19 protein-coding genes, 1 tRNA gene and 1 pseudogene are annotated in these 18,511 nt (G+C 65.0%); 10 read left to right on the top strand and 11 right to left on the bottom strand.

The window, feature by feature from the left end:
• The first annotated feature begins 9 nt into the window (after positions 1 to 9).
• The 4 genes and pseudogenes from MI302_RS05085 to MI302_RS05070 all read left to right on the top strand — a co-directional run bounded on the left by MI302_RS05085 (position 10) and on the right by MI302_RS05070 (position 3,678).
• Positions 10 to 684, top strand: coding sequence for a metal-dependent hydrolase (locus MI302_RS05085; protein WP_239726394.1), 675 nt, complete (start codon positions 10 to 12; stop codon positions 682 to 684).
• A pseudogene (locus MI302_RS05080) lies at positions 677 to 1,506 on the top strand (serine/threonine-protein kinase). The gene MI302_RS05085 and the pseudogene MI302_RS05080 overlap by 8 nt, the downstream one beginning before the upstream one ends.
• Positions 1,507 to 3,405, top strand: a complete 1,899-nt coding sequence (locus tag MI302_RS05075; protein ID WP_239726393.1) for an AMP-binding protein — start codon at positions 1,507 to 1,509, stop codon at positions 3,403 to 3,405. It abuts the pseudogene before it with no gap.
• A gap of 3 nt (positions 3,406 to 3,408) precedes the next feature.
• Positions 3,409 to 3,678, top strand: a complete 270-nt coding sequence (locus tag MI302_RS05070) for a hypothetical protein (protein ID WP_239726392.1) — start codon at positions 3,409 to 3,411, stop codon at positions 3,676 to 3,678.
• Here MI302_RS05070 and murJ read toward each other — a convergent pair.
• The 4 genes from murJ to MI302_RS05050 all read right to left on the bottom strand — a co-directional run bounded on the left by murJ (position 3,629) and on the right by MI302_RS05050 (position 7,496).
• Positions 3,629 to 5,116 carry a murein biosynthesis integral membrane protein MurJ gene (gene murJ, locus MI302_RS05065; protein WP_239726391.1) on the bottom strand — a complete coding sequence of 496 codons (1,488 nt, stop codon included), beginning with the start codon at positions 5,114 to 5,116 and terminating at the stop codon, positions 3,629 to 3,631. The two genes, MI302_RS05070 and murJ, sit on opposite strands and share 50 nt — an antisense overlap.
• Positions 5,106 to 6,197: a hypothetical protein gene (locus MI302_RS05060; RefSeq protein WP_019550071.1), complete on the bottom strand. Its 1,092-nt coding sequence runs from the start codon at positions 6,195 to 6,197 to the stop codon at positions 5,106 to 5,108. Before MI302_RS05060 ends, murJ begins: the two co-directional genes overlap by 11 nt.
• Positions 6,198 to 6,239: 42 nt before the next feature.
• A tRNA-Leu gene (locus tag MI302_RS05055) sits at positions 6,240 to 6,327 on the bottom strand.
• A gap of 14 nt (positions 6,328 to 6,341) precedes the next feature.
• Positions 6,342 to 7,496 (bottom strand): LCP family protein, encoded by a 1,155-nt coding sequence (locus MI302_RS05050; protein WP_126205089.1) that lies wholly within the window; start codon positions 7,494 to 7,496, stop codon positions 6,342 to 6,344.
• 145 nt (positions 7,497 to 7,641) lie between these two features.
• On the opposite strand from MI302_RS05050, the gene MI302_RS05045 reads away from it, so the two are divergent.
• Entirely contained in the window at positions 7,642 to 8,862 is a 1,221-nt protein-coding gene (locus MI302_RS05045) for an IS256-like element ISTth4 family transposase (RefSeq protein ID WP_239725337.1), read from the top strand.
• Positions 8,863 to 9,112: 250 nt separating this feature from the next.
• Here the strand turns inward: MI302_RS05045 and MI302_RS05040 are convergent, their stop codons facing one another.
• From MI302_RS05040 to MI302_RS05020, 5 genes are read right to left on the bottom strand one after another with little or no spacing between them, the layout of a single operon-like run.
• Entirely contained in the window at positions 9,113 to 10,423 is a 1,311-nt protein-coding gene (locus MI302_RS05040) for a S8 family serine peptidase (protein WP_239726390.1), read from the bottom strand.
• A gap of 35 nt (positions 10,424 to 10,458) precedes the next feature.
• Positions 10,459 to 11,256: a helical backbone metal receptor gene (locus tag MI302_RS05035; protein ID WP_239726389.1), complete on the bottom strand. Its 798-nt coding sequence runs from the start codon at positions 11,254 to 11,256 to the stop codon at positions 10,459 to 10,461.
• Complete coding sequence (gene hisD, locus MI302_RS05030) at positions 11,253 to 12,491, bottom strand: histidinol dehydrogenase (protein ID WP_239726388.1); 1,239 nt, start codon at positions 12,489 to 12,491, stop codon at positions 11,253 to 11,255. Before hisD ends, MI302_RS05035 begins: the two co-directional genes overlap by 4 nt.
• Positions 12,492 to 12,498: 7 nt before the next feature.
• The gene (locus tag MI302_RS05025) at positions 12,499 to 13,101 is read right to left on the bottom strand and encodes a hypothetical protein (protein ID WP_019550066.1); all 603 of its coding nucleotides are present in this window, start codon (positions 13,099 to 13,101) and stop codon (positions 12,499 to 12,501) included.
• Positions 13,102 to 13,105: 4 nt separating this feature from the next.
• Positions 13,106 to 14,245, bottom strand: coding sequence for a hypothetical protein (locus MI302_RS05020; RefSeq protein ID WP_239726387.1), 1,140 nt, complete (start codon positions 14,243 to 14,245; stop codon positions 13,106 to 13,108).
• 192 nt (positions 14,246 to 14,437) lie between these two features.
• On the opposite strand from MI302_RS05020, the gene MI302_RS05015 reads away from it, so the two are divergent.
• Positions 14,438 to 14,806 (top strand): hypothetical protein, encoded by a 369-nt coding sequence (locus tag MI302_RS05015; protein WP_038068735.1) that lies wholly within the window; start codon positions 14,438 to 14,440, stop codon positions 14,804 to 14,806.
• Complete coding sequence (locus tag MI302_RS05010; RefSeq protein ID WP_038029007.1) at positions 14,803 to 15,420, top strand: uracil-DNA glycosylase; 618 nt, start codon at positions 14,803 to 14,805, stop codon at positions 15,418 to 15,420. The genes MI302_RS05015 and MI302_RS05010 overlap by 4 nt, the downstream gene beginning before the upstream one ends.
• On the opposite strand, the gene bshB1 is transcribed toward MI302_RS05010, so the two are convergent.
• A complete protein-coding gene (bshB1, locus tag MI302_RS05005) occupies positions 15,417 to 16,100 on the bottom strand; it encodes a bacillithiol biosynthesis deacetylase BshB1 (RefSeq protein ID WP_239726386.1) in 684 nt (227 codons plus the stop codon). The genes MI302_RS05010 and bshB1 overlap by 4 nt on opposite strands.
• Entirely contained in the window at positions 16,093 to 16,695 is a 603-nt protein-coding gene (plsY, locus tag MI302_RS05000; RefSeq protein ID WP_239726385.1) for a glycerol-3-phosphate 1-O-acyltransferase PlsY, read from the bottom strand. The genes bshB1 and plsY overlap by 8 nt, the downstream gene beginning before the upstream one ends.
• A gap of 102 nt (positions 16,696 to 16,797) precedes the next feature.
• On the opposite strand from plsY, the gene MI302_RS04995 reads away from it, so the two are divergent.
• Genes MI302_RS04995 through MI302_RS04985 form a run of 3 tightly spaced genes read left to right on the top strand, consistent with a single transcriptional unit; the run spans position 16,798 to position 18,509 of the window.
• Entirely contained in the window at positions 16,798 to 17,226 is a 429-nt protein-coding gene (locus MI302_RS04995) for a type II secretion system protein (RefSeq protein WP_124104360.1), read from the top strand.
• Positions 17,223 to 17,600 (top strand): prepilin-type N-terminal cleavage/methylation domain-containing protein, encoded by a 378-nt coding sequence (locus tag MI302_RS04990; RefSeq protein WP_014629441.1) that lies wholly within the window; start codon positions 17,223 to 17,225, stop codon positions 17,598 to 17,600. The genes MI302_RS04995 and MI302_RS04990 overlap by 4 nt, the downstream gene beginning before the upstream one ends.
• Positions 17,601 to 17,609: 9 nt before the next feature.
• Positions 17,610 to 18,509, top strand: coding sequence for a prepilin-type N-terminal cleavage/methylation domain-containing protein (locus MI302_RS04985; protein ID WP_014629440.1), 900 nt, complete (start codon positions 17,610 to 17,612; stop codon positions 18,507 to 18,509).
• Positions 18,510 to 18,511: the final 2 nt, after the last annotated feature.

The raw sequence follows: 18,511 nt of genomic DNA, 5'->3' as shown, positions 1-18,511 counted from the left end.
GAGGTGCCTATGCTGGAGATCCGGTACCTGGGCCACTCGGCGGTCTGGCTTTCCGACGGCAAGACCAAGGTGGTCATCGATCCCTTCCTCACCGGGAACCCCGTAGCCCCGGTGGGGGTGGGGGAGGTGCAGGCGGACCTCATCCTGGTTACCCACGCCCACGGGGACCACTTCGGCGACGCCGTGGCCCTGTCCAAGAAAGGAGGCACGGTGGTTTCCACCTTTGAGATCGCCACCTATGCGGAGAAGCACGGGGCCAAGGCGGTGCCCATGAACATCGGAGGCACCTACCGCTTCCCCGGAGGGTGGCTCAAATGGTTCCCCGCCTGGCACTCCTCTAGCTTCCCCGACGGCACCTACGGGGGCATGCCCATGGGGGTGGTGGTGGAACTTGGCGGCAAGCGCATCTACCATGCTGGGGACACCGCCCTCTTCTCCGACATGCGCCTCATCGGGGAGCTGGGCCTGGACTTGGCCTTCCTGCCCATCGGCGACCACTTCACCATGGGCCCGGAAGACGCCCTAAAGGCCCTGGAGCTCCTAAAACCCAAGCGGGTGGTGCCCATCCACTACAACACCTTCCCCCCCATCCGTCAGGACGGGGATGCCTTCGCCGAGAGGGCCAAGGAAAAGGGCGTGGAGGGCCACGCCCTTCGCCCGGGAGGGGTGCTGGTTCTTGACTAGCCTGAAGCGCAAGGATTTCCGCTTGCATATGCTCCTGGGTTTGGGGCAGACCGCCCAGGTCTATTTGGCGGAGGCTCCCGATGGGCAAAAGGTAGCCCTCAAGCTTCCCCGCAAGGAGGTAAGGCAGGACCCCAGGCTTGCCGAGCGGTTTGCCCGGGAGGTTTCCCTTAGCCTTTCCCTGAAGCACCCCCACCTGGTGCAGGGGCTTTACGGGATACCCTTCGGCGAGGAAGTCTTCCTGGCCCTGGAGTACCTGGAGGAAGGCACCCTGGAGGAACGCCTCCTCAAGGGTCCCCTGAACCAGGAGGAAGCCATGCGGGCGCTTTTGCAGGTGGGGCAGGCCTTGCTCTTCCTGCACGAAAAGGGCTTCCTCCACCAGGATGTGAAGCCCTCCAACGTGTTCGTGGGAAAAGAAGGCTACAAGCTCGGGGACCTGGGCACCGTGCGTCCCTTGGCGGAGGCTTCCTTGGAGTATGCGGGAAGCCCCCACTACCTGGCCCCCGAGCTTTTCCTGGGGGCTAAGCCCAGCCCCAAAAGCGACGCCTACAGCTTTGGGGTGATGGCCTACGAGCTCCTCACGGGAAGGCGACCCTTCCGGGGGGAAACCCCGGAAGCTCTCCGCAACGCCCACCTCCTCCTGCCTCCCCCCCTCCCACTTCCCTTCCCCCCAGGCTGGACAAGGCCTTGAGGCGCCTCTTGGCCAAAACTCCTGAGGAGCGCCTGGACATCAAGGGTTTTATCGAGACTCTGGAGAACCCTTACGGCAAGAAGGAGGGCGAAACGCCAAGCAAACGCAAGGGCTTTCCCTTTTGGAGGAAATAGATGGAGCCCATCTGGTATCCCAACCCGGAGGAGATCCAGGCCACCTGGCTCTTCCGATTCATGGAGGCCCTGGGTTTCCGGGACTACGAGGCTTTCTACCGCTATAGCGTGGAGGAACTTGAGGCTTTTTACCACCAGTTTTTCACCCACCTGGGCCTACCCTGGCGCAAACCCTACGAGCGGGTCATAGAAGGTGGGTTTCCCCTTCCCCGCTTCTTCGTGGGGGGGCGGCTTAACCTGGTGGAGGCAGCCCTCAGCCACGAGCCCACCGCCTTAGCCCTCATCCACGAAACCGAGGAGGGTGGGGTGCACACCCTCACCTACGGGGAGCTTTTAGAAGAAGTGGAACGGGTGGCGGCAGGGCTTCGGGCCCTGGGGGTGGAGCGAGGGGACCGGGTGGGCTTGTGGTTCCCCATGGGCCTCGAGGCGGCCATTCTCCTCCTGGCCACCGCCTGGCTTGGGGCCATCGCCATTCCCATCTTCTCCGGCTACGCCGCCGAGGCGGCGGCGGTGCGGCTCAAGGACGCCAAGGCCAAGCTTTTGGCGGTGCAGGATGGCTTCCACCGCCGGGGAAGAAGGGTGGAGCTCCTCCTCGAGGCCCGCAAGGCCCAGGCCCTGGCGGAGACCCCCCATCTCTTGGTGGTGCGCCGGCTGGGCCTGCCCCTGGAGGCCGGGGAACTGGACTACGCATCCTTAAGGGGCGAGCCCTTCCCCGCGGAGGAGATGGAGAGCATGGACCCCTTCATGCTCATCTACACCTCCGGCACCACGGGCCGGCCCAAGGGAACCGTCCACTACCATGCGGGCTTTCCCCTCAAGGCCGCCCTTGACCTGGCCCTTCTCTTTGACCTGAGAGAAGGGGATCGCCTCTTCTGGTTCACGGACCTGGGCTGGATGATGGGGCCCTGGGCCATCCTGGGAGGGCTGATCCTGGGGGCCACGGTGTTCCTCTACGACGGCGCCCCCGACTACCCGGGACCGGAGCGGCTTTGGCGAATGGTGGAGGCCCACCGCCTCACCCACCTGGGCCTCTCCCCCACCCTGGTGCGGGCCTTGATCCCTTTGGGGGAGGAGCCCATCCGGGCCCACGACCTCAGCTCCCTTCGGGTCCTCGGCTCCACCGGGGAGCCCTGGAACCTCGAGCCCTACCTCTGGTTCTTCCGGGCGGTGGGGGAGGAAAAGAGGCCCATCGTGAACTACTCGGGGGGGACGGAGGTTTCCGGAGGCATCCTGGGCAATGTTCTGGTCAAACCCATCAAGCCCATGGGCTTCAACACCGCCGTGCCCGGGATGGCCGCGGCGGTGCTGGACCCGGAGGGGAAACCCGTGGTGGGCCAGGTGGGGGAGCTTGCGGTGCTCAGGCCGTGGCCCGGAATGACCAAGGGATTCTGGCAGGACGAGGCCCGCTACCTGGACACCTATTTCTCCCGTGTCCCCGGGGTTTGGGTTCACGGGGATCTGGCCCTACAGGATGAGGAAGGCCACTTCTTCATCCTGGGCCGGAGCGACGACACCCTTAAGGTGGCGGGCAAGCGGGTGGGGCCTGCCGAGGTGGAAACCGCCGCCATCGCCCACCCCGCCCTCAAGGAATGCGCCGCCATCGGGGTACCCCATCCGGTCAAGGGGGAGGCCATCGTGCTCTTCGCCGTGCTGAAGCCCGGCTTCTCCCCTAGCCCCGAGCTGGCCCAGGCGGTGGCCGACCGGGTGGCGGAAGCCCTGGGCAAACCCTTAAAGCCGGAAAGGGTTCTCTTTGTCCCCGACCTGCCCAAGACCCGAAACGCCAAGGTGATGCGCCGGGTGATCCGGGCCGCCTTCCTGGGCCAGGACCCCGGGGATCTCTCGGCCCTGGAGAACCCCGAGGCGGTGGAGGCCATCCGCCAAGCGGCCCAAGGAGGCTAGCCCGTGCGCCTCCTGGGTCTTCTTCTGGCCTTGGGGATGGCCTGGGCCTCGCCCTTGGAGGAGGCCCGCACCCTTTACCAAAAGGGGGAGATGGCCGGGGTGCTGGCCCGGCTGGACCCCCTCTTAAAAGGCCATGACCCCCCGGAGGAAGCCCTCTTACCGGGTGCTCCGCCCCTCGCCTTCACCTGGCCCACCTGGGAAGAGCCCGCCTTCGCCTCGAGGCTTAAGCCCCTTTGCTTCCGCCTGAGGGAGGTTTGGCGAGGAGTTCCCTAAGGGGAAGGCGTAGGGCCCAGGCCGAAAGGAGGAAGAACCCCAGGCCCAGCCCCCCACCCAAAAGAAGGGGGGCCAAGGCCTCCTGAGCCCTTTGCACGGGAAGCACCTGGGCCAGGACCCACCCCGGCAAAGCCGCCGGGAGCCCGGCCAAAAGGGCCTTGAGGAGAAAAAGGGGTAGGGCTTGAAACCTCACCCCTTCCCGTTCCAAAAGGCGCAGGTAGAGGAAAAGCCCCAGATACCCGGCCAAGGCTGTGGCCAGGTTGAGGACAAAAAGGCCCGCGTCCCTAAGAAGCCAGTAACCCAGGGTGTTGGTCAGGAAGACGAGGGCGCTGGCGGAAACCGCCTCCCGTATCCGCCCCAGGGCATAAAGCCCCCTGAGGAGCAGGGTGTTCACCCCCCAGGGCAGGACGGCAAACCCCAAGGCGGCGAGGACCTGGGTGCTGTACGCCCGGTTCTCCGGGGTAAGGGGGCCAAAGAGGCCGAAGAGCAAGACCACCACGAAAGGAGCCAGGGCCACCAGCATCCCCCCGAGAAGGGAAAGAAGGAGGGTAAGCCGCTTCAGGGGACCTGTAAGAAAGCGGGCCAGCTCCTCGCCCTTCAGGGCACTCATCCGGGGAAAAAGGGCGATGGCGGGCGAGGTGGCGAAAAGCCCCAGGACCATCTGGAAGATCACCTCAGCGTTGTAGAACCCCGTGACCGCCGCCGGGGGGTAGCGAGTCAGGATGTGGGTGAGAACCAGGTTGAGAAACTGCCGCAAGGAGGTGGTGAAGGCGAAGGGCCCCATGCGGAGGAGGGCAGGGAGAAAGGCCTGGTGCCAGCGCCACTCCAGGCGGAAACCCCTAAGGAAGGGAAGCTGGACCAGGGCCTGGACCAGCCCCCCCAGGGCCACGGAAAGCCCCAGGAAGGTGGGGTCCCCGGGGAAGAGGGCCATGAGGCCGATGGCCACCAGGTTGAAGGCAATGGGTCCCAGGGCGTAGGGCAGGAAGCGCTCCTCCGCCTGAAGAAGAGCGGAGAAGAGGGCAGCCATGGAGATGCCCAGGAGAAAGGGCAAGAGAAGCCGGGTGAGGTAGACCACCTGCCCCAAGGCCTCCCCCTGCCGGAGGTGGCTTTCCTGAGCCACCAGCAGGTTCACCACCCAGGGGGCCAAGAGATAACCCAGGCCCAGGACCAAGAGGTTCACCCCGAAGAGAAACGCCCCAAAGCGCCGGGCAAAGGACCGGGCCTCCTCCTCGGGCAGGTTCCTCAGGAGGGGGATGAGGGCGTTTTGCACCGCCCCCTCCGCCAAAAGCTCCCGGAGGAGGTTCGGTACCCGGTAGGCCACGTTGAAGGCATCCTTCAGGACGTCGGGATACAGGGCGTTGAAGACCGCCTGGCGCACCAGGCCCAAGACCCTCGAGGCCAGGGTGCCCCCCATGACCAGGAGGACCTTACGCAGCATTCCCCTCCAGCACCTCCTGGAAGATGTCCAAGAAGTTCGCCTGGTTGACCACCGTGAGCCCATGTAGGGCGGAAAGCTCCTTGGCGCGGGCCTTGTCCATGCCCAAAAGCACCAGAAAGCTTTCCCTGGCGGAAAGCCCCAGGACCTTTTTCAGCCCCGCATACTTGGCGATATGGGCCTGGAAGTCCCCCGTCTTGGCCTCAAACCAGAAGAAGCGCTCCCCCACCCTGAGGAGCACGTCCAACTCCATGGTGTCCCCGTTGGGCAGGGTAACCTGGTAGCCCACCGCCACCTCGTGGGCCAGGTTGCGGGAACGCAGGAACTTGCGAAGCCGCTCCGCCACGTACCGCTCCAGCCAGCCCCCGGTGAGGAAGTTCTGCACCCACCCCTCCGTGCTGGCCTTGGCCCGGATGCGCCGCTCCTCGCTTTTGTAGTGATAGGAGGTGAGGAGGGCATACTGCTTGAGCATGGTGCAGAACTGGGTGGAGTTGGCGATCTCCTCCTGGGTGGCCTCGGAAAGGGAAAGCTCAAACTGACGCTTGGTGGAAAGGCTCTGCTTGAGGCGCTCGTAAAGCTTTTCCAGGCTGGGGTAGCGGTCCCCCAGGAACAGGCCCAGGCGGGTCAGAACCTTCTCCTTCTCCTCCTCTTCCTGGGGCTTCTTCACCACTTGGATGCCCAGGCCCTTCAGCCATTCCTCCAGCGAAGGTGCCTTTTTTGCCCTCGAGGGCTCCTGCACCCGGGTGGACGGGGCAGGAACTGCTCCCGCCTTCGTCCCCTCCACTTCCCCGGATTCCTTGAAAAGCCGCCAGATCTCCCGGGTCAAGGCCAGGAAACGGGTGCGCACGGGATCCTCCGCCCCTTCCAGCCCCGGCGGGGTAAGGCCCGCACGCAGGGTATCCAAAAGCCAGGCCTCCAGAGCTTCCTGCAGGCTCTCCCGGGCGGCCTCGAGGTGAGGAGCTTCCACGCGCAGGCCCAGCTCGGGAAGCTCGGCCACAAAACGGCCAGGGCCCAGGAGGTCGTAACGGGCCTGGGCCATGGACTTTTCCAAATAGCGGGTGAGAACGCCCACGAACCTAAGCATATCAAGGCTGAAAGGTTAAGCCCCGGGAAACCCGGGGCCTCCTGGTGCCGGGGACGGGACTCGAACCCGTACGGGGGTAACCCCCCAGCGGATTTTAAGTCCGCAGCGTCTACCGTTCCGCCACCCCGGCGGACGCCTTCTATCCTACAAAAAGGGAGCCTCCTCGCCAAGGCGCAAGGTGAGGTCGGCTCCCAAAACGGCCTCCCCCGAGATGCGGTAGGGAACCCCAAGCGCCTCTCCCAAAGCCTTGGCCAGGACCCCAGGGCCGTTCTCCAGCACCTCGGTGCGCACCGGCCTTAAGTCCACGGGATGCAGGATGACCCGAAGCCCCAAAGCATGAAGTCTTTCCCTGGCCTTTTCCGCCAAGGCCCCCTGGCCCGGGCCGTAAACCAGGGCCACCAGCTTCCCCGCCACTTCCGGTGCCTCCGCCACTCCCTCCCCGGCGAAATAGGTGGAAAGAAGCTCATCCAAGGCCTGGCGATCCACCGCCCAGCCTCCGCCTCCAAACCTTCCCGGAAGAAGGAGGCTCACCAGCTCCGGCTGCTTCGTGGCGAAGCCCAGGATGGCCCCCCTGTCCTCGCGGGTGAGGTCGGTCTGGAAATAGGGCTCTACCGCCGCCACCGCCCGAGGCAGGCGAAGAAGGCCGGAAGGGGAAAGCACCTGCTCCTTCAGGGCGTGGAAGAAGGCCTGCTGGCGCTGGATGCGCCCGATATCCCCCAGGGCGTCCTTGCGGAAACGGAGGTACCCTTCGGCCTTTTTCCCATCCAGCACCTGGCACCCGGGTTCCAGGTTGATATCTAGCCCCGCGGCGGTATCCCGGTAGCGCATGGGTTTCTCCACGCAGACCCTAACCCCCCCTAGGGCATCCACCCCCCGGCGCAAGGCCTCCGTGCTCACCACCAGATACCGGTCCGCCTGCACCCCGGTGATCCGGGCCACCGCCTCCTTCATGAGTTCCGGACCCCCCAGGGGGCTTGCCGCATTCACCTTGTGCCAGCCGTACCCAGGGAGGTCCACCCAGACATCCCGGGGGATGGAAAGCACCACCACCCGGTTGGCCACGGGGTCTAAGCGCACCAGGAGGATGGTGTCCGCAAGGCCCCGGAAGCGCTCGGGAGCCCTTTGGTGGTAGCCCGAGTACTCAGGACTGGAGCCGTAGACCAAAAGGGTGAGGGGAGCCCTCAAGCCTTCCCGGGAGGGGAGGGCTCCCTGGCGCACCGCGGGGCCCAGGAGGGGGTAGGCCCAAAAGGCCAGGGCCCCAATAAAGAGGAGGAAGAGGCCGAGGAAAAGACGCCGCACAGGGGCCTAGTGTACCGCCTCGAGGGTGAAGTGGATTAGAGAAAAGAGGGGGCGTGGGGGAGCTATAATCCCCCGGTTTTCAAACCGGGGATACATGGACTCCCCCACGTCCACCGGTCGTGTAAGGATTTATGTGTAAGGGTCCGTGTTTAATAGGGGGGCACACCTTAGCACGAGGAGGTGCCCCGTGGACCAGGATACCTTGCGGATCTTGCTGAGGGAAGCGGTGCGGGAGACAGTAGCCGAGGTTCTGCAGACGGTTCTGGAGCTGGACCGGACGGCCTTCTTGCAGGTGCACGGAGGCCGCAGGAACGGCTACTACCCCCGCAAGCTGGAGACCGCCTTCGGCCAGGTGGACCTGAAGGTCCCTAGGGATCGGGAATCTCGGTATTACCCGGCTTTCCTTAAGCCCTACGTCCGCCGCCTGGTGGACGTGGGGGAAGTGGCGGTAGCCCTTTACGCCGCCGGGGTCAGTCAGCGCAAGGCGGCCGAGATACTGAGCCTGCTCTTAGGCCACCGCTACTCCCACGAGACCCTGAGCGCCCTGACGGACGAGGTCCTGGAGGCGGCAGGAGCCTTCCGCACCCGGCCTTTGCCCGAGGAGATGGCCTTCGTCTACCTGGACGGGCTTTCCCTAAAGGTCTTCAGGGAAGGAGAAGGGATCGTACGGGAAAGCGTGTATGTGGCCCTGGGCATCGCCCCTAATGGGGAGAGGCGGGTCCTGGGGTTTTGGCTGTTGCCCACGGAGAGCGCCCTGGGATGGGAGGGGGTCCTGGGGGAGCTTTGGCAGCGGGGCCTGCGGCGGGTATTGCTCTTCATCACCGACGGGCTGCCCGGGCTTCCCGAGGCGATCCGCAGGGTCTACCCTCAGGCGGAGTGGCAGCGGTGCGTGGTGCACGGGGTGCGGTGGAGCCTGTCCCAGGTGCGCTCCCGGGACCGGGCCCTGCTGGCGGAGGACCTGAGGCGGGTGTACGGGGCGGAGAGCCGGGAAGAAGCTCTTGGGGCCTTGGAGGAGGTGAAGGCCGCCTGGGGTTCGCGGTACCCGGGGGTGGTGGGGCTTTGGGTACAGGATTCGGGGGCCTTCCTGCGGTTCTACGGGTACCCCAAGGTGCTTTGGCCGTACCTGCGGAGCACCAACCTGATGGAGCGGTTTATCCGGGAGCTACGGCGGGGGACGAAGGTGCGGGACCACAAGTTTCCTAAGGAAGAGGCGGTGTACAAGCTTCTTTACCTGGAGTCGGAGAGGCAGGAAGGGAGGTGGGCAGAACGGAAACTAAAGGGGTTCTCGGAGGTGAAGGAGGTGCTGGAGAAGATGCTTCAGGAGCGGTATGCCCCCCGTACACAGACTCTTACACATAACTCTTGACACGACCCGTCCACCACAGGTGGACACGGATTTGGTACAATGTTCTTGGGGACAAAGTTCCCCGTGGACCTTGAAACTTGGAGTAGGGGGTTCCATCGGGTAGTCCGATGGGTAAAACTCCAAACGAACACCCGTGGCAGAGCCAGAAGCATTGCGCTCGCCTGCCGATACGGAGTCAAGGTCTTTCTGGGCCCGGACGGGGCCTTCGGGGGAAACCCCGAGAAGCCCCGGACTTTAGTCCGGGGAGTCGTCACGGGAAGCAGTAGGTGGTGTCCGTCATCACCCGGTCCGCGCGGACGAGGCCGAAACCGTACTCGTCGTCCCGACCCTGAGTACCTAGGTCTTCGGCAGTCCCAGTCAGGCATTGGTAGACTTGGTCCGGGGTGGGCCACACCCGCCGTTCGCTGGCGTACTTGCTCATATAAAGGGCCACCACCCCGGCCACCACGGGGCTGGCAAAGGAAGTTCCACTACCCTGGGCGTAACCTCCACCTGACCCGGCCCCCACCACGTTCACCCCTGGGGCCACCAGGTCCAACTCGGGGCCATAGGTGGAAAAGCGAGCCCGCACTTTCGCGTTATCCACCGCCCCCACCGCTATGACGCTGGGAAGGCTTGCTGGGAAGTGGACCCCGTAGCCTCCATCATTACCCGCAGCTGCCACCACTACCGCCCCACTAGCCTGGGCTTGGGAAATAGCGTTCTCTAGGACAGGGTCGGAGACGTTTCTGGCCCCTATGGAGAGGTTAATCACCCTTGCCCCCAAAGTCCGGGCCAGGTTTACCCCTTTGGTGATGTCCGCAGTAGACGCTTCAGTTGCTCCGTCTTTAAAGATTTTCACCGGCAGGATATACCCACCCCAAGTCACACCCGCCATGCCTAGGTTGTTGTTTGTATCTGCTCCCAAAACGCTGGCGACCATAAGGCCATGCCCACGCGGCCCACGCAGCTCTGGGGAATTAGTCCGATCCGTTGGGTCGGTGTCGTCATCAGCGACATCCAACTTTACTGCCTGAGGAAGATAAAGGCTTGCCCGCACATCCTCATGGGGAAGGATGCCGGTATCCAGGATAGCAATGAGGGGAGGGCAGCCCCGGCCCGTGCTATGGGCCCAGGCGATTTCGAGGCCCACCAGGCCGTCCAAGTAGGCCTTCTGCCCAAGATAATACGGATCGTTAGGCACCCTCAAGGGGCGGTAAATATAGTTGGGTTGCACATACTGGGCACCCGCCCGAAGAAGCGCCTGGGCCCGAGCCTTTTCCTGCCCGGGGGGAACTTTGACCCGCAAAAGCCCCCGGGGTAAAGCCTCCAGGGGTTCCACCCCTTCCGCCTGCCAAGCCTGCACGCTAAAGCCCGCTTTGGGCAGGACCAAAAGCTCCCCGGGGACATACTCCCCTGCAAACTGGCCAAAACCCTGAAGCCTTAGAGGTTCTTCCCCTTGGACCTCCAGCGGTCCCACGGGGCACTCCGAGGGATTTACAGGGGGCGGCGACGTCTGGGGGCAAGCGGTAAGGAGAAGCGCCGTGGCCGCAAGGAGCGCTGGGAACAGAAACCGGTTCATGCCCCTACTCTACACGCTGCAAAGTGGGGGTTTTCTTAACCTTGGCCTAAGGTTTCCGCCACCCGCTCTGCCAGCTTCTCCAGAAAGCTAAAGAACATGGGGCCGTAATGGGCCAGCTCGTCCCCATCCGTGGCCACCACCGGGAAGTCAAAGCCCCTCTCCCTGGCCAGGGCCTGGGCCTTCTCCAAGGGGTTCTTCCCCCAGGGCTTGGGCTCATAGAGGAAGAGGTCCGGGGCTCTTCGCCTCACCTCCTCCAGGTCCGGGGCGAAGTAGGCCTGGGGCACATCCAGGAAGATGGGCTTAAGGCCCAGGTGCAAAAGGGCCTGGGCGATGTAGCTCCCCCGGCCCACGGTGATGGGCCCGCCCAGGTCCATCTCAAAGTAGACGGAGAGGGCAAACCGGTCCTTCAGGGCAGCGTAGCGGAGGGCGAGCTCGTGGGCGAGGGCAGTAGCCCTTTCCTCCAGGTCCAAAAGGTGCCCAAGGGTGGATAGGTTCTCCAGGATCCCGTAGGGGCTTGTGGGCAGGGGGACGGCGTAGACGGGGAAGCCCTCTTCCTTGAGCCTAAGGGCCTGCTCCCGTTGCACCCCGGTGGAAAGAAGCACCAGGTCCGGCTTTAGGCTCCGAAGAAGCTCGGTGCGGGTCTTGGTGTAAGAGGCCAGAACCGGCAAGGAAAGCACCTCCGCCGGGCGGTGGCAGAAGGCGCTCCGGCCCACCAGGCGGTCCCCAAGCCCCAGGGCGAAGAGGGCATCGGTGAGGTTGGGGGCCAGGCTTACAATGCGCTCAAATCGGTCGGGAAGCTCCACGGGGCCCAGGAGCTCGTGAAAGAGCTTCATCGCCTAAGGTCCAGGGAACGGGCGTGAGCCTCGAGGCCCTCAGCCCGGGCAAGAAGCGCCCCTTTCTGAGCCAGGTCCCTCACCGCATTCTCGCTTAGGCCCATCACGGGGATCACCTTCAAGAAGTCCCGCACCGCCAACCCCCCCTGGAAGCGGGCGGTGCCCGAGGTGGGCATCACGTGGCTGGGCCCGGCGATATAGTCCCCCAGGGCCTCGGGGCTCCCCTCCCCCAGGAAGACCCCACCGGCATTCTGCACCTTCCCAAGCCAGGGCAAGGGGTCGGCCAGGGCCAGGCAGAGGTGCTCGGGGGCGTAGAGGTTGGCCAGTTCCAGGGCCTCCTCGAGGTCCTGGGTGAGCACCAGGCCCCCTCGCTCCAAAGCCCTCTTGGCAATCTCCGCCCGGGGCAGGCCCTCCAGCTGGCGGGAAAGCTCCACCTCCACCCTCTCCAGGAGGGCCCGGTCGGGAGAGAGGAGCCAGGGCTCGGAGTCGGGGCCATGCTCCGCCTGGGCCAAGAGGTCAGCGGCAAGAAGCCTAGGAGAGGCGGAACCGTCGGCGATGATAAGGGTTTCCGTGGGTCCCGCCAGACCATCCAGCCCCACGGTGCCGAACACCTGCCGCTTGGCCGCCACCACGTAGGCGTTGCCCGGGCCCACGATCTTGTCCACCCGGGGAACCCGCTGGGTGCCGTAGGCCAGGGCGGCGATGGCCTGGGCCCCACCCATGGCGAAAAGCCGGTCCGCCCCTGCCACCCAGGCGGCAGCCAGCACCCCAGGGTGGACCCTTGGGGGACTGGCCACGATCACCTCCGCCACCCCGGCCACCTTGGCCGGCACCACGCTCATAAGCAGGCTGGAAAGAAGGGGGGCGCTCCCCCCGGGGACGTACACCCCCACCCGGGAAAGGGGGCGGACCATCTGGCCCAGAAGGCCGCTGGCATCCGCCTTCAAAAATCCCCCCTTGGCCTCTTCCCGATAGAAGGCCTCTATGCGCTCCTTGGCAGTCTCCAGGGCGTCCCTGAGTTCCTCGTCCAGATCCTCGTAGGCCTGGCGCCAGGCCCTTTTGGGAATCTCCTCCACGGGGTGGCCGTCCAGATCCAGGCTGAAGCGGTCCAAGGCCGCATCCCCTTCCTCCCGTACCGCGGCCAGGATACCCCGCACGATTTCCTCCACCGTGGGGTCAAAGGAAAGGCCCCGACGGGCGAAGCGCGGCCGCACTTCCTCCGGGCGGTAGATCATGCCCTCACTATACCCAGCGGCGGCGCCTCTTGGGCTCCGCCTCCACGCCCTCTAAGACCGCCTCAAACACGTGGTCCCCCACCTGTTGGGCCATCCTCACGGGAACCCCCCCCTCCAGCTCCACCAGGGAGAGGCCCGGGCGGAGGCGGAGGTGACGGCGTACCCTGCCCTCCACCTCGAGGTCCGCAAGCCTCTCCACATACACCCGCCCTCCCGGCATGGCAAACCGGACCACCTCCCCGGGGGCCAAATCCAGCCGGGGCAGCGCCAGGATCAGGGAAAGAGGGTCATGGTAGGGGGAGAGAAGGGGAAAGGCCACGCTCTCCTTGCCCTGGGTGACCAGCACCACTCCTTCCTCCTCCAGCCTCTCCACGGTGAAGACCCGGCTCTCCCGCCCCTCCACCCGCTCGGCGAAGTACAGGGAGAAGCCCTCGGCGTCCGTTTCCGTCTGCCAGCGCTGGCGGGTCTTGGGCAGGGGCAGGTTCACCTCGGCGGTGAGGGTGGCCTTCATGCCTCCTTCCGGCTGAGGGCGAACCTCCAACCTTCCCTCCCCCGCCTCCTCCCCGGCGAAGAAGTAACGGTACACGTAAACGGCGGGGTGCACGGTCATGGCCTTAGCGTACCTTGATGACCAGGGGCGGACCCGGCACCTCCAGGAGGTAGTCCACGGGATCGCGGCCCGGTACCCGGATGCGCAAGCGGTATACCCCCTTTTGGTCAAACTCCGCCCGGCCAGGGGCGGTGAGGAGGAGCTGGCCAGGAGTCATGCGGGAACCCTCGGGCACCTCGAGGAGGTAGACCTCCGCCCGCTCCGTGGGGGGATCGGTGCGGAACTCCATCACGTAGCCCCCTCCGGAAGGGGAGGAAGGGCGAAGGAACAAAAGGGCCAGACCCAAAAGCACCACGGCGCCCAGAAGCCCCAAAAGCAAGGTCCGCCTTCTGGGCCGCGGAGGTTCCACCACGGTAAAGGGAGGCTCCTCGGGCTCCTCGATGCGGATGACCCGGGGCCGGCTTGGGGTCTTGCCCTCGGGGGGCGTGGTTTCCTTGGTTGGAGACACCTCCTGGCCATTTGAGGCTTCGGGAACCGGGTCTACGCTCAGCACCTTCCGCGAGGCGGAAGGGAGCCTGGGCTCCTCCTCGGGCTTGGAGGAGGCATCCTGGAGGGGCCGATCTTCCTGTCCAGGGGTCTCCGGGGTCAGGGCCTCGGTCTCCTGTACACCATGGGCATGGGCGGGCTCAGAGAAAAGAACCTCCAGGGGGTCCTCCTTGGCCTCAATCCTTTCCAAGGTTTCTCTTAAGGGAAACTCGGGATAGCGCTCCCCGGCCAAGGCTCGAGCCAAAGCGGCAAGGGCCTTCTCCGGCTCCCCGGAAAGCTCCTTAAGCCCCACCCCGGCCAGCCACACCCGCTTGCCCTTCACCAGGCAAAGCTCGGGGATGGGGGCATGGGACACCCCCTGGGCCTTCAAGGACGCCAGAATACGGGCCATCTCCCTTACCCAATGCTCCAGGCGCTCCAGATCCGCCACCCCCAGGTACTGGCTTAAGGGAACCGCCCCGATGGGCCACTCCAGCACCCAGGCCTCCGGCGTTTCCTCCAAAAAGGGAAGTACCCCCTCCCCCAAAGCCGGTACCCCCTGAGCCCCCTTGAGCACCATCACCGGCATCCCGGTGTGGGTATCCTGGCCTTCGTAAACGACCACGGAAGCAATCCGGACAAGAATGCGCCGCAGCCAATAGTTGCCCAAAACCTCCATCCCTACAAGTATAGCCACTTTAACCTGCGCCAGCCCTTGAGCCAAGCCATCACTCTCCCGAGGCACCAGCAATCCCGGGATAACCCACCCGGCCCTGGGCCCTGACAAGGGCCGCCCTTTACCTGGCTTTGCCCTCCCTCCCGGCTATATAATCTCCCAAAGGTAGGGCCCTTAGGCCGGAAAGGAGCGGGGATGGAGTTCAAGATCACACTGACCACGGAGGAGATCGTTCGGGGCTTGAAGCATTACCGCCGCATCGCCAAGCAGGACGTTCTCCGGGCGCCGGAAACACCGAATCCGGAGGTCTTCCGCCGCCATGCGGAAGCCCGGCGCGAGGTCTACGCCAAGCTGGCCGAGGTGGCGGAGGCCGAGGGGCCGGAGGCCGTGGTGCGGTACGCCCTGGAGCTCTACAAATCCCTGCCCTTTGTCACCGGCACCCCGGAGAACCAGTACCCCGAGATCAAGGGCCAGGAAAACGCTTTAGAGAACTTCTTCCTCATGATTGGCTTGGACCCCAAGACCCGGCGGGAGGCCCGGAAGGCCCGGAAACCCCTGCAATGACCCTGGAACTATTACAAGCTCAGGCCAGGGCCTGCACCGCCTGCCGCCTGGCGGAAGGCCGCACCCAGGTGGTCTTCGGGGAAGGGAATCCTGACGCCCAGCTGATGATCGTGGGGGAAGGGCCGGGCGAGGAAGAGGACAAGACAGGGCGCCCTTTCGTGGGGAAAGCGGGGCAGCTTCTCAACCGGATCCTCGAGGCCGCCGGCATCCCCCGGGAATCCGTGTACATCACCAACATCGTCAAGTGCCGCCCCCCGGGAAACCGCGCCCCCCTGCCCGACGAGGCCAAGGTCTGCACGGACAAGTGGCTCCTCAAGCAGATCGAGCTCATCGCCCCCCAGATCATCGTCCCCCTGGGGGCGGTGGCGGCGGAGTTCTTCCTGGGGGAGAAGGTTTCCATCACCAAGGTGCGGGGGCAGTGGTTTGAGTGGCACGGAATCCGGGTCTTTCCCATGTTCCACCCCGCCTACCTCCTGCGAAACCCAAGCCGTACCCCGGGAAGCCCCAAACACCTCACCTGGCTGGACATCCAGGAGGTGAAGCGAGCCCTGGACGCCCTCCCCCCCAAGGAGCGCCGCCAGGTGAAGGCGGTAAGCCAGGAACCCCTCTTTTAAGCCCGGCTCCAGGGGGTGTAGAGGACGGGCAGGGGGCTCACGAAGGGCTCGGCGTAGTCCACCCCCAGGTAGTTGCCGAAGTGGCGGCGCATGGCCTTCCTGGCCTCCACCCCCTTGGGCCCCACGGTCTCGCTCACCCCCTCCCCGGAAAACTGGCTCCTGTAGGCCAGCACTGCCTGCTCCCACTGATCTATGAAGGCGGAGATCTTCACCAGGAAGCTCGGGGTAAAGGGATGGTTTCCAGGGTAGAAGAAAAGCCGCTCCACCCGGTGGGGCTCCCCCTCGAGGGGGGCTTTCCTGAGGCCTGCCAGATGCACCGCCGCCACCGCCAGGCGGCTTGCTGCGGTGTGGTCGGGGTGGCGGTCGGCCTCGAGGGGAGCGAGGACGATGCGGGGCCTAAGCCGCCTCAAGGCCTCCGCCAGCTTTAAGCGCTGCTCCAGGACATCCCCAAGGCCCCCATCCGGCAGGCCCAGGTTGCCCCTATAGTCCAGACCCAGGATACGGCTTGCCTCCTCCACCTCCTTGGCCCTCTCCTCCGGCGTACCCTTGGAGCCCATCTCGCCCCGGGTGAGGTCCAAAATCCCCGTGCTGAGCCCCTCGGCCTTGGCCCGGGCCAGGGTTCCCCCGCATCCCAGCTCCCCGTCATCGGGATGAGGGGCAAGGACCAGGAGGTCAAGCACGGCCTCCCTCCTTTTCCCCCAGGCGCCTTTCCGTACCCGCCTGGAGGCGCTTGAGGTTCTCCCGGTGGGTCCAGAAGATGAGAAGGGTCATCAAAGCCACGGTGACCACTTCCCAGAGGGGACGGGAAAGGGCCAGGGCCAAAACCGTGGCCGCCACCCCCCCGGTCATGCTCCCCGCAGACACGTACCGGGTGAGGAGCATCACGGACACCCCTATGGGAAAGGTCCACAGGGCCAGGATGGGGTCCAGAAAGAGGAGGGTGCCGAAGCTCGTGGCCACCCCCTTCCCCCCGCGGAAGCGGAGGAAGACCGAGTAGTTGTGGCCCAAAACCGCCATCAGGGCCACCCCGCCCAGCATCCAGTCGGAAAGGCCAAAGGCCCGGGCCACAAGGACGGCGATCCCGCCCTTGAAGACGTCAAAGAAGGCCACCACCAAAGCCGGGCCCCAGCCCAAAGCGCGCAGGACGTTGGTGGCCCCGATGTTCCCTGAGCCCACCTTGCGCAGGTCCACCCCGTAGGTGCGGGCCACCAGCACCCCGGCGGGTACGGAGCCGAAGAGGTAGGCGAGGAAAAGGACCAGGAACGCCGCCCCCATGCCAGAGATTCTACCCCCCCATTTGGGGGATGCGCAGGACCCCGGGGTCTATTAAGCTAGTTCCTAATGGGTAAGAGCCAAGGTGTAACCCTACTGGAGCTCTTGGTAACCCTTGCCGTTCTGGGGATCGCTTTAACCATAGCCGCCCTTAACCTTCGCCCCTTGTACGACCCCCTTTCCGACGCCGTGTCCCGCACGGAAGGGTACCTGAAGCAGGTTAGGGCGAAAGCTATGGCCACCACTTCGGCCTACAGGGTTTCCGTGAACGGCAACCGCCTCGAGGCCGCCTACGCGGGCACCTGCCGCAGTCCATCCTTTACCCCAGACCCCGCCCTTCAGATGGAACTCCCCCAGGGCGTCTCTGCAGCCCTAACCCCTGGCGGTGCCGCCCTCTGCTTCACCAGCCGGGGCCTCCTGATGCTGCTGAACGGGGGGAGCTATACAGGGGAGCCCATCCTTACCCTTCGCGATACCCCGGGCCGGAGCAAGGCCCTCAAGCTCTTGCTAGGTGGGGGGGTGGTGCGGCAGTGAAAAGAGCCAAGGGGCTGACCCTCGTGGAGGTCTTGGTGGCCCTGGCCATTCTGGCCCTCATCGGACCGGTGCTGGCCGGCTTCATCGGCTACCTGCGCATCAACACCCGGGCGGAGGTGAGGAGCCAAGCGGTAACGCTGGCGCAGGAGCGTTTGGAAAGCCTCAGGCTGATCAATCCCCAGACCCTCCCCCAAGGAGGTTGCCAGGAGGAGACTCGGTCCCGGGGCGGGCGCACCTACACGGTGCGAACCTGCTACTGCGAGAACCCAGGCTTATGCGGGGCCGGGGCACGGCATCTGGTGGTCCGGGTCTTCCTCTCGGGAGAGACCACACCGGTCTACCAGGTGGAAACGGTCTATACCCAGCTCAGATAGGGGTGAGGCATGCGCGGTAGAGGGTTTACGCTAGCGGAGCTTCTAGTGGCCTTGGGTATCGGGGGGCTCCTCCTCGGGCTTCTCCTCAGCACCACGCTCGGCAACCGGCGCCTTTATGTTCTGGACCAGAGCCGCACCGCCGTCAACCAAAACCTGAGGGCGGCCCTGGACATCCTGGTAGCCGACATCCGGCAAGCGGGAGAGCGGTTGCCCGGCGACTTTCCTGCGGTAGAAGTGCGAAACGGAAACGAACTCGTCCTTCGCCGGAACCTCCTGGACGTGAGTTTGGCCGTGTGTGATCAGAACGGCATCAACGGAAACCAGGACAACATTCCCGTGGCCGATAAGAACCCCCCACCGAACGCCACCCCGGCTTACCTTGATGCCTGCGCCTTCCGCGACACCAACGGGAACCGCTACGATGACCGCATAGAGATATGGCAAAGCTATCGCTGCAATAGCGATGGGGTGCCCGGGTGCAACAATGGAAACCGCCGGGAGGCGGTGCGGGCCTACATTTACGATCCCGTCAACAAACGTGGAGAGTGGTTTGAATACGATGCCGAGGACGGATCTGGGGTGAAGATTCACAAAGGAAACAACGAGCGGTGGCAAAACAGCTACGGCCCCCTCTCCCGGCTCTACATCCTGGAGGAGCGCCGTTATTACCTAGAGGGAGGCATCCTGAAGCTTGCGGAAAACGGCCAGGAAGGCAAAGGCCTGGTGGCGGATGTCACGGGCTTCCAGGCCCGGGCGAGGGCTAACGGGAGCTGGTACACTGTTTTTCCCCCTCCCAACCTAAACTGGCGCACCTTGGAGGCGGTGGAGGCCACGGTGCAGGTGCGCATCGGAAGCGTGGCGCGAACAATGACCACCCAGGCCGTGCCGAGGAACGTTTTCTCGCAGTGAGG

Origin of the sequence: Thermus sp. NEB1569, assembly GCF_022385295.1 — a bacterium.
GTDB classification, from domain to species: domain Bacteria; phylum Deinococcota; class Deinococci; order Deinococcales; family Thermaceae; genus Thermus; species Thermus scotoductus.
Note: the sequence above shows the minus strand (reverse complement) of the source record. Positions and strands in the feature narration are given on the sequence as shown.

Coding starts and splice junctions, on each gene's coding strand:
- MI302_RS05085 (WP_239726394.1), top strand. CDS start 10: ATGCTGGAGATCCGGTACCTGGGCCACTCGGCGGTCTGGCTTTCCGAC.
- MI302_RS05075 (WP_239726393.1), top strand. CDS start 1,507: ATGGAGCCCATCTGGTATCCCAACCCGGAGGAGATCCAGGCCACCTGG.
- murJ (WP_239726391.1), bottom strand. CDS start 5,116: ATGCTGCGTAAGGTCCTCCTGGTCATGGGGGGCACCCTGGCCTCGAGG.
- MI302_RS05060 (WP_019550071.1), bottom strand. CDS start 6,197: ATGCTTAGGTTCGTGGGCGTTCTCACCCGCTATTTGGAAAAGTCCATG.
- MI302_RS05040 (WP_239726390.1), bottom strand. CDS start 10,423: ATGAACCGGTTTCTGTTCCCAGCGCTCCTTGCGGCCACGGCGCTTCTC.
- MI302_RS05035 (WP_239726389.1), bottom strand. CDS start 11,256: ATGAAGCTCTTTCACGAGCTCCTGGGCCCCGTGGAGCTTCCCGACCGA.
- hisD (WP_239726388.1), bottom strand. CDS start 12,491: ATGATCTACCGCCCGGAGGAAGTGCGGCCGCGCTTCGCCCGTCGGGGC.
- MI302_RS05025 (WP_019550066.1), bottom strand. CDS start 13,101: ATGACCGTGCACCCCGCCGTTTACGTGTACCGTTACTTCTTCGCCGGG.
- MI302_RS05020 (WP_239726387.1), bottom strand. CDS start 14,245: ATGGAGGTTTTGGGCAACTATTGGCTGCGGCGCATTCTTGTCCGGATT.
- MI302_RS05015 (WP_038068735.1), top strand. CDS start 14,438: ATGGAGTTCAAGATCACACTGACCACGGAGGAGATCGTTCGGGGCTTG.
- MI302_RS05010 (WP_038029007.1), top strand. CDS start 14,803: ATGACCCTGGAACTATTACAAGCTCAGGCCAGGGCCTGCACCGCCTGC.
- plsY (WP_239726385.1), bottom strand. CDS start 16,695: ATGGGGGCGGCGTTCCTGGTCCTTTTCCTCGCCTACCTCTTCGGCTCC.
- MI302_RS04985 (WP_014629440.1), top strand. CDS start 17,610: ATGCGCGGTAGAGGGTTTACGCTAGCGGAGCTTCTAGTGGCCTTGGGT.